Raw genomic sequence first — 14,390 nt, 5'->3', positions numbered from 1 at the left:
CCCGCCGGATCTACGCTTCCCGGGCCTTCGCCGCGTCCTTCGCCGCCGCGTCGATCGCGGCGAGCGAGCGGCGCACCTGGTTGCGGTCCGTCGTGTACCAGAAGTCGGGCAGGGAAGCCCGCAGATAGCTGCCGTACCGGGCGGTGGCCAGGCGCGGATCCAGGACGGCGACGACACCCCGGTCCCCCGTGGCCCGGACCAGGCGCCCCGCGCCCTGCGCCATCAGCAGGGCCGCGTGCGTCGCCGCGACGGCCATGAAGCCATTGCCCCCGGCCTCCTCCACCGCCTTCTGGCGCGCGCTCATCAGCGGGTCGTCCGGACGCGGGAACGGAATGCGGTCCATCACCACCAGCTGGCAGTTCGGACCCGGCACGTCGACGCCCTGCCACAGCGACAGCGTGCCGAACAGACACGTCTCGGCGTCACCCGCGAAGTTCTTGATCAGCTCGCCCAGGGTGTCCTCGCCCTGGAGCAGGATCGGCTTGTCCAGCCTCCCCCGCAGCTCCTCGGCGGCGGCCTGGGCGGCGCGCATGGACGAGAACAGGCCGAGCGTACGGCCGCCGGCCGCCTCGACCAGCTCGGCGAGCTCGTCCATCATGTCCGTACGGCTGCCCTCACGGCCCGGAGTGGCCAGGTGCCGGGCGACGTAGAGGATGCCCTGCTTCGGATAGTCGAACGGCGAGCCGACGTCGATGCCCTTCCAGACCGGGACGTCGTCGCCCTGGGTGCCCTCCGGGGCCAGGCCCAGCGAGGCCCCCACCCCGTTGAAGTCCCCGCCCAGCTTGAGCGTGGCGGAGGTGAGGACCACGGACCGGTCGGCGAACAGCTTCTCGCGCAGCAGCCCGGACACCGAGAGCGGAGCGACGCGCAGGGACGCGCCGAACCGGTCATGGCGCTCGTACCAGACGACGTCGTACTCGGAGCCCTGGGTGATCCGCTCGGCCACGTCGTGCACGGTCTCGACGGAGGCGAGCGCCTGCCTGCGCACCGCGTCCTCGTCCTGCACCGACTTGTCGCGCGTGGAGCCCAGCGCCGAGATCACGGTCCTGGCGGCGTCGCGCAGCGCCATCAGCGCGTACCCGAGGTCCTCCGGGATCTCCTCCAGGCGTCCCGGCAGGGCCAGCTCCATCAGCCGCTCGAAGCCCTCCGCGGCGGTCTGGAGCTGATCGGCGGCCTTCTCGTCGACCAGCTTGGCGGCCCGCCGCACCGCGCGGTTGACCTGGCCCGGGGTGAGCTCGCCGGTGGCGACGCCGGTGACCCGGGAGACCAGCTCATGGGCCTCGTCGACGATCAGCACATCGTGCTCCGGGAGCACCGGCGCGCCCTCGATCGCGTCGATGGCGAGCAGCGCGTGGTTGGTGACCACGACATCCGCGAGTTTGGCGCGCTCGCGCGCGGCCTCGGCGAAGCACTCGGCGCCGTACGCGCACTTCGACGCGGACAGGCACTCGCGGGACGACACGGACACCTGGGCCCAGGCGCGGTCCGAGACGCCGGGCGTCAGGTCGTCCCGGTCGCCGGTCTCCGTCTCGTCCGACCAGTCGCGCAGCCGGAGCAGGTCCTTGCCGAGCTTGCTGCTGGGCGCCGCGGTCTCAAAGGCGTCGAAGAGACCCTCTTCGTCGTCCTGCGGGACGCCCTCGTGGAGGCGGTGCAGGCACAGGTAGTTCGAGCGGCCCTTGAGCATCGCGAAGTCCGGGCGGCGGCGCAGCTGCGGGTGCAGCGCGTCGACCGTCCGGGGCAGGTCGCGCTCGACCAGCTGCCGCTGGAGGGCCAGGGTGGCGGTGGCGACGACCACGCGGTCCCCGTGCGCCAGGGCGGGCACCAGGTAGCCGAGGGACTTACCGGTGCCGGTGCCGGCCTGGACGAGCAGGTGGGAGCCGTCGTCGATGGCCTGGGCGACGGCCTCGGCCATGGTGACCTGGCCTGGCCGTTCCACGCCGCCGACGGCGGTGACGGCGGCGTGGAGGAGGTCGGGGAGGGATGGCTTCGTCATAGCCCGTCCACCCTACGGTGCGGCACTGACAATCCGATCACGGCGATCATGCCAGCGGGTTGGGGACGGTGCCGTGAATCGCCGCGTGCGGGCGCTGCGGGCGGTCGCGGTAACCGTCCAGATGCAGCCGGTTGCGGTTGAGACAGAGCCGCTCGATGCGCGGGGTGAAGAGGTCGAAGAGCTCGAACCGGTCCTTCAGCTCCGGGAAGCGGGCCTGGTAACGCAGGATCTCCGCCCGTACGAGTGACCAGAAGTCGTTCTCCGCGACGCCGAGTTGTTCCTCGCAGAGCGGTGCCAGGAAGCGGAACACGCCGACGAAGAGACCGGAGTGGATGAACTGGGTGAGGAACCCCGGCTCCTCGGTGAGGAGGATGGCCCGTACGTCGTCGGGCATGGTGTCGTGCTCCGGCAGGGGCCGGGCGCTGACGTTGATGTCGTCGACGAAGTCCTTGATCGCGAGCCGTACGGGCACGTCGTGGTCGTCGAAGACGACGATGGCGTTCTCGCCGTGCGGGGAGAACACCGTCCCGTAGCGGTGGAGGAAGTGCAGCAGCGGCGGCAGCAGCGCGGCGAAGAGGCGCTGCAGCCAGATCCCGGGCGCGAGTCCCGAGCGGGCCACCAGCTCGGCGGTGAAGGCGCGGCCGCCGGGGTCGGTGTACAGCAGGGAGGCCAGGGTGCGGGCGCGTTCGCCGGGCGGCAGCCGCAGGGGTTCGCGCCAGATCGCGCCGAGGAGCTCCTTGTACTGGTACGGGACCTCGGGCAGGTGGTCGTAGAGGGGGTGCTCGACGGTGACGGACGCGACCTCGCCCTGCAGGATCACGCCGCACTCGTCGCGCAGGAACGGGTCGTTGTCGCGCAGCGAGTGGACCCAGGCGGTGACGGCCGGGGCGGCGAGCGTCCGCGCGGTCGGCAGGCCGCGCCAGACGAGGGTGTTGAGGACGGAGAGCGGCAGTTTGACGGTGTGCCGCTCGGGGCGGCTGGTGTTGAGGAAGGTGCGGATGGACTGCTGCGGCAGCCGCAGGTCGTTGTCGGTGCCGAGGGGCACGATGAGGTCACGGGCGATGGCGGGGGCGTAGAGCGGGAGCAGCACCTCGTCCCACTGCCAGGGGTGGACCGGAAGGAGGAGGTACACGGCGGGGTCGAGGCCGCGGGCGCGGAGCGCTGCGGTGAAGGAGGCGTGGACATCCGGGTCGAGCTCGCGGGCGTAGAGCTGCTCGGGGGTGCCGAGTCCGGCGACGCCCCGGTAGGCGGCGAGCTCGGTGGAGACGGCGATCCACGGGAGCCGGGCCGGTCTGCGGGCTTCGGGCGCCCAGTGGGCCGCGTCGTCCGCGGAGAAGCCGATGCGGCCCTTGTTGAGGACGATCCACGGGTGGCCGGTCTGGTGGCCTTCGAGCTCCGCGTAGCCGAGCTCGGCGAGCCGGTCGGCGCCGAGCGCGGTGTGGTCGAGCCGGGTGTCGGCGGCGAGGGTGGTGGTCAGTTCCCGGAGGAGGTGGCCGAGGGTGGCGCCGTCGATGGCGAGCAGGCCGCGGGCCCGGACGAGGAAGGCGAGCGGATCCGTGAAGGGCTGCCCGTCGCAGGCGAGGGAGTCGGGGGCGACCCGCCAGCTGCCGTACGCGGTGCGGCGTGCGGTGAAGGTGAGCTGGGCGCCGTCGTCGAGCCGGAGGGTGTACGGGGCGCCCGCCGGTGCCCCGGCGGTGACGGGTGGCCCGTCGGGCGCGGGCTCGATGATCTCCTCGTAGGCGAACTCGCCGATCATCTTGGCGAGGAGGCGGCGCGAGGCGTGGTCCCACGCCTGCGCGGTCAGCTCGGGCGGGGTGACGGGCGGGCGGCTGGTCGGCGGCTGGGTGTGCTGTGCCGGGGCGGATGAATCCGCGGAGTCGGGGACGGCAGGGGACTTCGGCACGTGGACTCCTCGGGATGGGACCGATGCGGGTCGAACGGTGGACGTAAGGCGGGGGCGCGGAGAGGGGGAGCGTTCACAGGAGGTGTCTCAGGGCGCGGTCGCGGATCATGAGGGCGGCTCTCTTGTCCGGGAGGTCGACTTCCGCGCAGAAACGGAAGCCGGCGTTCATGAAGGCGGAGACGGACGGGGTGTTGCGCAGGTCGGGTTCCGCGACGACCCGGGTGCAGCCGGGACGGTGGTCGAGGACGAGGTCGGCGACGGCCCTCAGGAGCGTGGTGCCCAGGCCGCGGCCGCGGTCGGCGACGCCGCCGATGAGGAGGTGGACGCCGGTGTCGTGCGGGCGCGCGGGGTAGTGGCGGGCCAGCGGGTCGAGGTCGGCGCGGTAGAGCTCGAAGTAGCTCATCGGCACGTCGTCCAGGACGCCGAGGCAGGGCACGCTGCGGCCGTCGCCGTCGAGTTGGGCGCGCAGGTGGGCGGCGGTGACGGCGTCGGGGCCGGCGAGTTCCCAGAAGGCGGCCACCGCCGGGTCGTTCATCCAGCGGGTGATCAGCGGCAGGTCGCGCTGGATGCGTACGGGTACGAGCCGGAAGACGCCGACGGGCGTGGCGGCCGCGCCCCAGCCGGCGACCGCGTCGAGGAGATCTCCGTCGGCGAGGGTGTTCTGCGGCCCGCCGCCGAGCTGGTCCCCGGGGATCGGCCCCTCTCCTGCCAACAGGGCGATGAGCTCGTCGGGCAGCCGCATGTCCAGCGTGTCCTCCGTGCCCGTGCTCGCATCGGTGGGAGGCATGGGGCGCTCCTCTCTGCGGATGGGTGGTGCCGGTCGGGTCAGGGGTGGAGGGGGTTGGTGACGGTGACGTAGACGGACTGGGTGTCGACCGGCCCGACGAGTTCGTCCAGGCCGTGGAGCCGGGTGAGGAGGTTGGCCTTGCAGCGCAGGGTGGGGCTTTCGAGGAGCAGGCCCGGCAGCGGCGACCCGAGGGCGGTGGCGGTGGTGAGGAACTGACGGAAGGCGGCGAGGAGGAGGCGCTCGTCGGCGAGGCGCTGGGCGCCGAAGGCGCCGATCAGGCCGAGGACGTTGTTGATGCCGAGGTAGTAGGCGAAGCGCTCGTCGGTGACGGCGTCCGGGACGAAGGTGTCGCTCTCGGCGCCGATACCGGGCAACCGGCGCTCCAGGGCCGTGCGGTGGGACTCGCGGAAGTAGTAGCCCTGATTGTCGCGGTAGCGGCCGCCGGTGGGCCAGCCGTCGGCGTCGAGGACGACCAGGGTGTTCTGCTGGTGCGCCTCCAGGGCGACACCGGCCGTGCCGTCCAGCCAGAGCACCGGGCGTACGACGTGGTCGAGGTAGCGCAGGAACCACTCGGCGGCGACGGCTCCGGCGGGCCGGCCGGTGCGGGCGGCGAGGCGGGAGACGGTCACGGCGAGGCGGGAGCGCATGCGGGTGCTGCCGGGCCACGGGCGGGGAGCGGTGAGGCTCGCGATGCAGACGGCGTCGTCGCCGGGGCCGAAGGGGTTGTGGCGGATCATGACGTCCAGTCCGGGGACGGGCTCGCCGGAGGGGGCGTCGACCGCGAGCCAGGCCGGGTCCCGGACGATGTCGAATCCGGGGTGTGCCGCCCGCCACTGCTTGCCCAGTCCGGTGCGCAGCAGCCGGTGGACCTCGACGCCCCGGTGGAGCTCCTTGCGGAGGTTCTCCCGGCGGGAGTTGGTGATGCGCAGGCCCAGCGACAGCTTCAGCATGGCGGGGGCGCCCGGCTGGTGGACGGTGCGGATGGAGGAGGTGGGGTACCAGGGCGTGCCGTGCGGGCCCAGGTCGCGCAGCAGTCCGGCGGCCAGGAGCTCGGCGACCTGCGGGCGGTGGCGCAGGTCGCGGGCCTGCCAGGGGTGCACGGGCAGCGCGACGGTGCCGTCGGGGAGTCGCAGGCCCGCGGCGAGGCGGGCGGTGATCCGTTCCGCGGGCAGGGGGCGGCCCTGTTCGGTCCAGGCGGAGTCGGCGGCCAGGACGGAGCGGTCCACGGCCATCCAGTGCAGGGGGAAGGAGCCGTACGACTCGGGTGAGTAGAGCCGGGCCTCACCGTCGGAGAGCCCCTCGCGGCTCTTGGGCGTGGGGTGGAGCGGGTGGCCGAGCACCAGCGACTGCTCACCGGCGAGGAACGCGTCGGACGCGGATACGGGGGTGGGCCGGCGGCGCCGGTGCGCGATGAAGTCGGCGGTGCGGCGGGCCGAGTCGGCGACCCGGGCCACCAGGTCGGCGCCTTCGGGGCGGGCGGGCACGCGGTCCGGCTCGCGGGAGGGCGGGCGGTCCGCCTCGCGGTCCGGTTCGCCGCCCGGGGCACGGCCCGGGTCGCCGCCCGGGGCGGCACGGTGGGTTTCGCGGCTGAGCAGGGCGGCGACCGTGACGGCGTCGGCGGGTGGGGCGCTGCGCGGGGCGCCTTCGAGGGCGGGCGGTCCGAAGCGGTGCCAGCCGGTGGCCGACCAGTAGTGGACGGGTACGAGCAGGGCGGTGCCGCTGGCGTCGAGGGGGATGCGCAGGGTGGGCCCGGCGGGCGCGGCCAGGTTCTTCTCCCGTACCCAGCAGCGCAGCAGGTTCTCGGTGGTCGCCGCGTCCGCCGCGCGGTGCGCGTCGGGGTCGTCGAGGTGGTCCTCGGCCATCGCGGCGGTGGCGGTGCGCCGCTCGGCGTACGCACCCGGCTGCTGGCGCGGCACCGTCGTCGACTCGTCCGCGCGAGGCCCTCGGGGCAGGGGGCCGGGGCCGGGGGGCGGGGCGGTGGGGCGGCCCTCGGCGTCGGCTGCTTCGGGTGCGGGGGTGGGGTTCACGGAGGGTGCTTTCTGGTGAGGGTGTTCGGGGTCAGCGGGACGGTCCTGTGTCGTTCGGGAGGGGCTGGTGCCGGGTGCGTTCGGCGGCGGTGAGGGCGTCGGCGAAGCGGTCGAGGACCGCCGCGGCCTGCTCGTCGGTGAGGGTGAGCGGTGGCAGCAGGCGGACGACGGCGCTGTGGCGGCCGCCGAGTTCGACGATGAGGCCGCGGTCGAGGCAGGCGCGCTGGACCGCGGCCGCCAGGGCCGGGGCGGGCGGCGGAGCTCCGTCGTGAGGTCCTTCGGCGTCCGGGTCGACGAGTTCGACGCCGAGCATCAGGCCCCGGCCGCGTACGTCGCCGATGCAGGGGTGCAGGGCGGCCAGGCCCTGGAGCCGGCCGAGCATACGGGCGCCGAGGGTCGCGGCGCGCTCGGCGAGCCGGTTCTCGCGTACGAAGGTGAGGGTGGCGGCGCCGGCGGCCATGGCGAGCTGGTTGCCGCGGAACGTTCCCGCGTGGGCGCCGGGCTGCCAGACGTCGAGCGCCGACCTGTAGACGATGACCGCCAGGGGGAGGGAGCCGCCGATCGCCTTGGACATGACCATCACATCGGGGACGACACCGCTGTGGTCCACGGCCCAGAAGGCTCCGGTGCGGCCGACACCGGTCTGCACCTCGTCCGCGATGAGCGGGATGGCCCGGTCGGCGGTGATCCGCCGCATGCGGCGCAGCCAGTCGTCGGGGGCGGGGATGACGCCGCCTTCGCCCTGCACCGGTTCGAGGATCATTCCGGCCGGGTCGGGTACGCCGCTCTTCGGGTCGTCGAGGAGGCTCTCCGCCCAGCGGGCGGACAGCTCGGCGCCGCGTTCGCCGCCGACGCCGAAGGGGCAGCGGTAGTCGTGCGGGTAGGGCAGGCGGGTGACCCGTACGTCGGTGGCGCCGCCGGAGGCCTCCAGCGCGCCGGCCGTCATGCCGTGGTAGGCGCCGGTGAAGGCGAGGAGGCCGGTGCGTCCGGTGGCCGTGCGGACCAGTTTCAGCGCGGCCTCGACGGCGTCGGTGCCGGCCGGGCCGCAGAACTGGATCCGGGCGTCGTCGGCGAGTTGGCGGGGCAGCGTGGCGAACAGCTCGGTGGTGAAGGCGTCCTTGACCGGGGTGGCGAGGTCGAGGACGTGCAGCGGTGCGCCCGAGTCGATGACCTTCCTGATGGCCTCCAGGACCACCGGGTGGTTGTGCCCGAGCGCCAGCGTCCCGGCGCCGGAGAGGCAGTCCAGGTACCGCCGCCCGTCCGCCCCTTCGATCGTCAGGCCTCTGGCGCGTACGGGCACGATGGGCAGCGAGCGCGCGTAGGTGCGGGCCGCCGATTCGCGGAGCGACTGACGGCGCAGGATGCCTTCGTGCGCGGCGGGCGGCGCCACCGTGGTTGGTTCGGTCGCGGCCACGTTTCGGGTCCTCCCGGCTGGAGCGGTCATCTGTCCCCCGTCCGTACCAACGACGAGGCCCCGCCGGGATCACGGTCGTCTCCGGATCCGTGCGGTCGTGGGGAGTTGGAGCCGGTGGGGCGAAGCGGGCCGGGCGAAGCCGGCCGGGCGCGGGGGAACCGTGGACCTGCCGCGCACCGTCCCCACCGTCACCGGCATAGTGGGGGCCGCACTCCGGTGCCGTGGTGCAGAAGTTGTTCGAGACGTACCTGACGTACGTGGTTACGAAGTCCCAGGGGGATTCACGACATGCGACCCATTCGTCCGCTGCTCGCCGCAGCCTCCGTCGCCGCCGCGCTGGCGCTGACGGCCACCGCCTGCGGGCCGGGTGAGGACACCGCGGGCGGGGAGCCCACCGCTTCCGCCGGTCAGACCTCGGACGGGAAGATCACGATCCCGGACGAGCTGAAGGACCGGCTCAAGGAGCACGGGATCGATCTGGACAAGTGGAAGAACGGCGAGTGGAAGAACTGGGACAAGGACACGTGGCTGCGTGAGGCCAAGGACTACGTCAACCCGATCATCGAGGACCTGTGGGACCCGGACCGGATGCGGGAGGCGGAGGAGCCGGAGCGCCCGGTCGAGGAAGAGGACATCTCCGGTGACGAGGGTGTCACCGACCCGACGCCCGCGCCCGTCGAGGCGCAGCCGGTGAAGGCGCCGTACCACTCGGGCGTCCCGGAGGCGGGCAAGCTGCTGTTCGACGGTCCGCAGGGCCCGATGGTCTGCTCGGCGACCGTGGTGAAGGACCCGGCGAACCCCGGTAAGTCCAACCTCGTGTGGACGGCGGGTCACTGCGTCCACGCCGGCAAGAGCGGCGGCTGGTACCGGAACATCGCCTTCGTCCCGTCGTACAACGACGGCGGCAAGTCGACCGCCGAGCTGGAGAAGGCCTCGCGCGAAGAGGTCGCCCCCTACGGCGTGTGGTGGGGTGACTGGGCGCAGACCTCGGAGCAGTGGATCAACGAGGGCGCGTCGACCGGTGGCCAAGGCGCGCCGTACGACTTCGCGGTCATCCACGTGACGCCGGAGAAGGGCGGCAACGGCAAGTCGCTGGAGGAGACGGTCGGCGGGGCGCTGCCGGTGGACTTCAACGCCCCGGCCACGCAGAAGATCACGAGCATCACGGCGACCGGCTACCCGGCGGCGCCGCCGTTCGACGGCCAGAAGATGTTCCAGTGCGCGGACAAGCCCGGCCGGCTGTCCCTCAAGGCGGACCAGCCGACGATGCACCGCATCGGCTGCACCATGACCGGCGGTTCGTCCGGCGGCGGCTGGGTCGCGGAGGGCCGGGACGGCAAGCCCGCCCTGGTGTCCAACACCTCGATCGGCCCGGTGTCGGCGGGCTGGCTGGCCGGCCCTCGCCTCGGTGACGAGGCGAAGGGCGTGTTCGACGAGGTCAGCAAGAAGTTCGCGGGCCGCTAGGGAGTGTCCGCGACACCGGCGGCGGCCGGTGCGTGGTCTCGTGGAGAGTCCGTGCAGGTGGTGCCGGGTGGCGACGCGCCCCGGCACCACCTGCATAGAGTGAGGGGCACATCCTCACGCGGCGGTCCCGGAAGACCGCCCTGTGGCGTGACAAGTTCATGGCAATACACGCGGGTTCGCGGCGCGACGGCCGGATCCCGCGCTTTCATGGGGGAGTCGTTTCATGCGATCCATACGTCCACTGCTGGGCGCCACCGGCCTGGCCGCGGCCCTCGCGCTGACGGCCACGGCCTGCGGCCCCGCGGAGGAGAAGGCGGCCGACAAGCCGGCGGCCTCCAGCCCCGCCGGCGGGCAGGGCGGTCAAGGGGGCACCGAGCTTCCGAAGGACCTCGCCGACAAGCTCAAGGAGCACGGCGTCGACCCGGAGAAGTGGAAGAACGGCGAGTGGAAGAACTGGGACAAGGACACGTGGCTGCGTGAGGCCAAGGACTTCGTCAACCCGGTGATCGAGGGGCTGTGGAAGCCCGAGCGGATGCAGACCGCCAAGTCGCCGCAGAAGACCATGGCCGCCGGCGACCTCTCCGGCGACCAGGGCGTCACCGACCCGGAGCCGGCCCCGGTCCAGGCCGTGCCGGAGGAGAAGCCGTACCACAAGAACGCCGCCCCGGTCGGCAAGGTCTTCTTCGACTCCCCCGAGGGCTCGATGGTCTGCTCGGCCACCGTGGTCAAGGACCCGAAGAACCCCGGCAAGTCCAACCTGGTGTGGACCGCGGGCCACTGCGTCCACGCCGGCAAGAGCGGCGGCTGGTACCGCAACATCGCCTTCGTCCCCGCCTACAACGACCTGGGCAAGAGCCCGGCGCAGCTGGAGGGTGCGCAGCCGCAGCAGATCGCCCCGTACGGCGTGTACTGGGCGGACTGGGTGGCGACCTCCGGTGAGTGGATCTCGCAGGGCGGCCCCACCGGCGGCGGGGGCGCTCCGTACGACTACGCCGTGATGCACGTGAAGCCGGAGAACGGCACCAAGTCGCTGGAGGAGACGGTCGGTGTCGCCCTCGACATCGACTTCCAGGCCCCGCAGGCCGTCGGCATCCCGGCGATGGGCGCCTGGGGCTACCCGGCCGCCCCGCCGTACGACGGCGCGCTGATGCACAAGTGCGTGGACCGGCCGGGCCGTCTGACCCTCAGCCCCGGTACGCCGACGATGTGGCGGATCGGCTGCACCATGACCGGCGGTTCGTCCGGCGGCGGCTGGTTCCGCGAGGTCCCGGGCGAGGACCGCCTGGTGCTCGTGTCGAACACCTCCATCGGCCCGGTGACGGCCGGCTGGCTGGCCGGACCGCGCCTGGACGAGGGCGCGCGGGGCATCTACACGATGATGAGCGACAAGTTCGCGGGGCAGTGACCCGGACGGGGTGACCCGAACGCGGTGACGCGGACGGGGTGCCCCGGACGGAGCGACTCCGACAAGCGGACAGGCCGAAGGCCCGCCCCCTCACCTGGAGGGGGCGGGCCTTCGGTTCGTGCGGTACCGCGTCAGTGCGTCGCGGGGGTGAACCGGGCGAGCGCGCCGGCGAGCTCCTCGTGCACCCGCGCCTTGAGCAGCGTGCCCTCGGCGGTGTGCTCCTCGGACAGAACCTCGCCCTCGGCGTGCACCCGCGAGACCAGCCCGCCCTGCGTGTACGGCAGGAGGACCTCGATCTCGACCTCCGGCCGCGGCAGCTCCGCGTCGATCAGCGCGAGCAGCTCGTCGATGCCCTCGCCGGTCCGCGCGGAGACGGCGATGGAGTGCCGCTCGATGCGCAGCAACCGCTGCAGCTCGACCGGATCGGCGGCGTCCGCCTTGTTGATCACGACGATCTCGGGGATGTCGGTGGCGCCGACGTCCCGGATCACCTCGCGCACGGCCGCCAGCTGCTCCTCCGGCGCCGGGTGCGAGCCGTCCACCACGTGCAGGATCAGATCGGCGTCGCCGACCTCCTCCATGGTGGAGCGGAACGCCTCGACGAGGTGGTGCGGCAGGTGCCGGACGAATCCGACGGTGTCCGCCAGCGTGTACAGGCGGCCGCTCGGCGTCTCGGCCCGGCGCACGGTCGGGTCGAGGGTGGCGAACAGCGCGTTCTCCACCAGCACGCCCGCGCCCGTCAGACGGTTGAGCAGGGACGACTTGCCGGCGTTGGTGTATCCGGCGATCGCGACCGACGGCACCTTGTTGCGCCGCCGCTCCTGCCGCTTGATCTCGCGGCCGGTCTTCATCTCCGCGATCTCCCGGCGCATCTTCGCCATCTTCTCGCGGATCCGTCGGCGGTCCGTCTCGATCTTGGTCTCACCGGGACCACGGGTGGCCATGCCGCCGCCCGAGGAGCCGGAGCCACCGCCACCCATCTGCCGGGACAGCGACTGACCCCAGCCGCGCAGCCGCGGCAGCATGTACTGCATCTGCGCGAGCGAGACCTGGGCCTTGCCCTCGCGCGACTTGGCGTGCTGGGCGAAGATGTCGAGGATCAGGGCGGTCCGGTCGACCACCTTGACCTTGACGACGTCCTCGAGGTGGATCAGCTGGCCCGGGCTGAGCTCACCGTCGCAGACGACGGTGTCGGCCCCGGTCTCCAGCACGATGTCCCGCAGTTCGTTCGCCTTGCCCGAGCCGATGTACGTGGCCGGGTCCGGCTTGTCGCGGCGCTGGATCACCCCGTCGAGCACCAGCGCACCCGCCGTCTCGGCGAGCGCGGCCAGCTCCGCGAGGCTGTTCTCCGCGTCCTGCACGGTCCCCGAGGTCCACACGCCGACCAGCACCACGCGCTCCAGGCGCAGCTGCCGGTACTCGACCTCGGTGACGTCCTCGAGCTCGGTGGAGAGGCCCGCGACGCGCCGCAGGGCCGCGCGCTCATGGCGGTCGAACTGGTCGCCGTCGCGCTCCCCGTCGATCTCGTAGCTCCAGGCGACGTCCTCTTCCATCAGGGCATCGGCCCGAAGGCTCTCGGTGCGGGTGGTGTCCGCGAAGCTCTGTGCGTCCTGGGAAGGGGAAGAAGAGGAGGTCATTGGATCCTTACGTCGAAGAGATACTCGATTCGTCAGGCACAACGCGTGACTCCCCCGGATCATTCCCGGGGCGGGTCCCCGGCAACCCGGGGGCCCGGCAGCGCCGCCGACCCGACGATGGTCGCACGGTACCCCGGGCCCGTCACGCGAGTTTCAGCGCTTCTGCGAGGGCTGGGCCTTGACCGGGGCCTTGCTGCGCCAGTCCGGGTGCCCGGGCATGGGCGGGGTCTTCTCGCCGTACAGCCAGCCCTGCAGGAACGCGCTCAGGTCGCGGCCCGCGATGTCGGAGGCGAGGCGTACGAAGTCCTCCGTGCCGGCCGTCCCGTGGGCGTGGTCGGCCACCCAGCGCCGCTCCAGCTGCTCGAAGGCCTCCTTGCCGATCTCCTGGCGCAGCGCGTACAGGACCAGGGCCGAGCCGTCGTACACCACCGGCCGGAACAGGCTGATCTTGTGGCCCGGGGCCGGGGGCTTGGGCGCGGCCGGGGGGCCGCCCGCCACGCGCCAGCCATCGGAGGCGATGTACGCGTTCCGCATCCGCTCCTCCAGCGACTGCCGGGCGGTCTCCTCGGCGTACAGGGCCTCGTACCAGGTGGCGTGACCTTCGTTGAGCCACAGGTCGGACCACGTGCGGGGGGAGACGCTGTTGCCGAACCAGTGGTGGGCCAGCTCATGGACCATGATCGCGTCGACGTACCACTTCGGGTAGTCACCGTCCCGGAACAGTGAGCGCTCGAAGAGGGACAGCGTCTGGGTCTCCAGCGCGAAGCCGGTGTCGGCGTCGGCGACGAGCACGCCGTACGTCTCGAAGGGGTAGGGCCCGACCCGGCGCTCCATCCACTCCAGGTGCTGCGGCGTCTTCTGCAGCCACGGCTCCATGGCCTCCCGGTCGGCCACCGGGACGACGTCGCGCACGGGCAGCCCGTGCGGGCCGGTGCGTTCGACGACGGCGGAACGGCCGATGGAGACCTGCGCGAGCTCGGTCGCCATGGGCTGGGCGGTGCGGTAGAGCCAGGTCTGCGTGTCGCCCGTCCGCGCCCGTGCGACGCGGCGTCCGTTGGCGACGACGGTGAGTTCCGCGGGGGCGGTGACGCGGAAGGTGAAGTACGCCTTGTCGGCGGGGTGGTCGTTGCCGGGGAAGACCCGGTGGGCGGCGTCGGCCTGGTTGGCCATCGCCAGCCCGTCGCCGGTACGGACCCAGCCGCCCGCCTCCCGGGAGTCGCGCGGGTCGCTGGTGTGGGCGACGGTGATGGTCATCGGCGCGCCCGCCTCGACCGGCTGGACCGGCTCGACGACCAGGTCCTCGCCGCTGCTCTCGTACGCGGCGGGCAGGCCGTTGACGTGGACGCCGCGGACGGTGCCGTGGGTGAAGTCGAGGTTGACCTGCTCCAGCCGGGCCGTGGCCCGCGCGTCGATCTTGGTGAGGGCGTCCATCGGCTTGGTGTTGTCGCCCTGGTAGGTGAGGGCGATGTCGTACGCGAGGACGTCGTAGCCGGGGTTGCCGAGGTGCGGGAAGAGCGGGTCCCCGATGCCGAGCGGCTGGGGCGCGGGCACGGCGGCGGCGACCAGGCAGCCGGCCGACGCCGCGGCCAGCAGGGCCACGCGGACGCGTCGGGACGATCGCGCGAGCGCTCGCGGCGTGAATCGCGGTGTGATGAGAGGCATGGTGCAACCGCTACCAGCGCACCGCGCACGCGCCGTGACGGCGCGCGCCCCGCACGCCCCCGCGCACCCGAACGGCGTCGTACGCCGCCTTTCCGGGT

9 protein-coding genes are annotated in these 14,390 nt (G+C 72.8%); 2 read left to right on the top strand and 7 right to left on the bottom strand.

The features are described 5' to 3' along the window. Positions 1 to 10: 10 nt before the first annotated feature. The 5 genes from AC07FJ_RS28805 to AC07FJ_RS28785 form a co-directional block, all read right to left on the bottom strand. Positions 11 to 1,993 carry an ATP-dependent DNA helicase gene (locus AC07FJ_RS28805; RefSeq protein ID WP_361426979.1) on the bottom strand — a complete coding sequence of 661 codons (1,983 nt, stop codon included), beginning with the start codon at positions 1,991 to 1,993 and terminating at the stop codon, positions 11 to 13. 46 nt (positions 1,994 to 2,039) lie between these two features. Continuing rightward, positions 2,040 to 3,896: an IucA/IucC family protein gene (locus AC07FJ_RS28800; protein ID WP_479052178.1), complete on the bottom strand. Its 1,857-nt coding sequence runs from the start codon at positions 3,894 to 3,896 to the stop codon at positions 2,040 to 2,042. A gap of 73 nt (positions 3,897 to 3,969) precedes the next feature. After that, a complete protein-coding gene (locus AC07FJ_RS28795; protein ID WP_479052177.1) occupies positions 3,970 to 4,683 on the bottom strand; it encodes a GNAT family N-acetyltransferase in 714 nt (237 codons plus the stop codon). A 38-nt stretch (positions 4,684 to 4,721) separates the two neighbouring features. Beyond that, a complete protein-coding gene (locus AC07FJ_RS28790; RefSeq protein WP_479052176.1) occupies positions 4,722 to 6,710 on the bottom strand; it encodes an IucA/IucC family protein in 1,989 nt (662 codons plus the stop codon). Between the two features lie 31 nt (positions 6,711 to 6,741). After that, positions 6,742 to 8,124, bottom strand: coding sequence for a diaminobutyrate--2-oxoglutarate transaminase family protein (locus AC07FJ_RS28785; RefSeq protein ID WP_479052175.1), 1,383 nt, complete (start codon positions 8,122 to 8,124; stop codon positions 6,742 to 6,744). A 288-nt stretch (positions 8,125 to 8,412) separates the two neighbouring features. Between AC07FJ_RS28785 and AC07FJ_RS28780 the strand changes: the two genes are divergently transcribed. Together AC07FJ_RS28780 and AC07FJ_RS28775 are read left to right on the top strand one after the other, a co-directional pair. After that, positions 8,413 to 9,588, top strand: coding sequence for a trypsin-like serine peptidase (locus AC07FJ_RS28780; RefSeq protein WP_479052174.1), 1,176 nt, complete (start codon positions 8,413 to 8,415; stop codon positions 9,586 to 9,588). Between the two features lie 223 nt (positions 9,589 to 9,811). Continuing rightward, complete coding sequence (locus AC07FJ_RS28775) at positions 9,812 to 10,993, top strand: trypsin-like serine peptidase (protein ID WP_479052173.1); 1,182 nt, start codon at positions 9,812 to 9,814, stop codon at positions 10,991 to 10,993. A 131-nt stretch (positions 10,994 to 11,124) separates the two neighbouring features. On the opposite strand, the gene hflX is transcribed toward AC07FJ_RS28775, so the two are convergent. Beyond that, entirely contained in the window at positions 11,125 to 12,630 is a 1,506-nt protein-coding gene (gene hflX / locus AC07FJ_RS28770) for a GTPase HflX (protein WP_479052172.1), read from the bottom strand. Between the two features lie 153 nt (positions 12,631 to 12,783). After that, positions 12,784 to 14,292: a M1 family metallopeptidase gene (locus AC07FJ_RS28765; RefSeq protein ID WP_479052171.1), complete on the bottom strand. Its 1,509-nt coding sequence runs from the start codon at positions 14,290 to 14,292 to the stop codon at positions 12,784 to 12,786. Between the last annotated feature and the right edge of the window lie 98 nt (positions 14,293 to 14,390).

The organism is Streptomyces sp. NPDC045998 (assembly GCF_056430285.1).
This window is presented reverse-complemented; position numbering and strand designations above follow the sequence as displayed.

Excerpts from the sequence above, each read along its gene's own strand:
- hflX (WP_479052172.1), bottom strand. The coding sequence starts at position 12,630 with ATGACCTCCTCTTCTTCCCCTTCCCAGGACGCACAGAGCTTCGCGGAC.
- AC07FJ_RS28765 (WP_479052171.1), bottom strand. The coding sequence starts at position 14,292 with ATGCCTCTCATCACACCGCGATTCACGCCGCGAGCGCTCGCGCGATCG.
- AC07FJ_RS28805 (WP_361426979.1), bottom strand. The coding sequence starts at position 1,993 with ATGACGAAGCCATCCCTCCCCGACCTCCTCCACGCCGCCGTCACCGCC.
- AC07FJ_RS28780 (WP_479052174.1), top strand. The coding sequence starts at position 8,413 with ATGCGACCCATTCGTCCGCTGCTCGCCGCAGCCTCCGTCGCCGCCGCG.
- AC07FJ_RS28775 (WP_479052173.1), top strand. The coding sequence starts at position 9,812 with ATGCGATCCATACGTCCACTGCTGGGCGCCACCGGCCTGGCCGCGGCC.
- AC07FJ_RS28795 (WP_479052177.1), bottom strand. The coding sequence starts at position 4,683 with ATGCCTCCCACCGATGCGAGCACGGGCACGGAGGACACGCTGGACATG.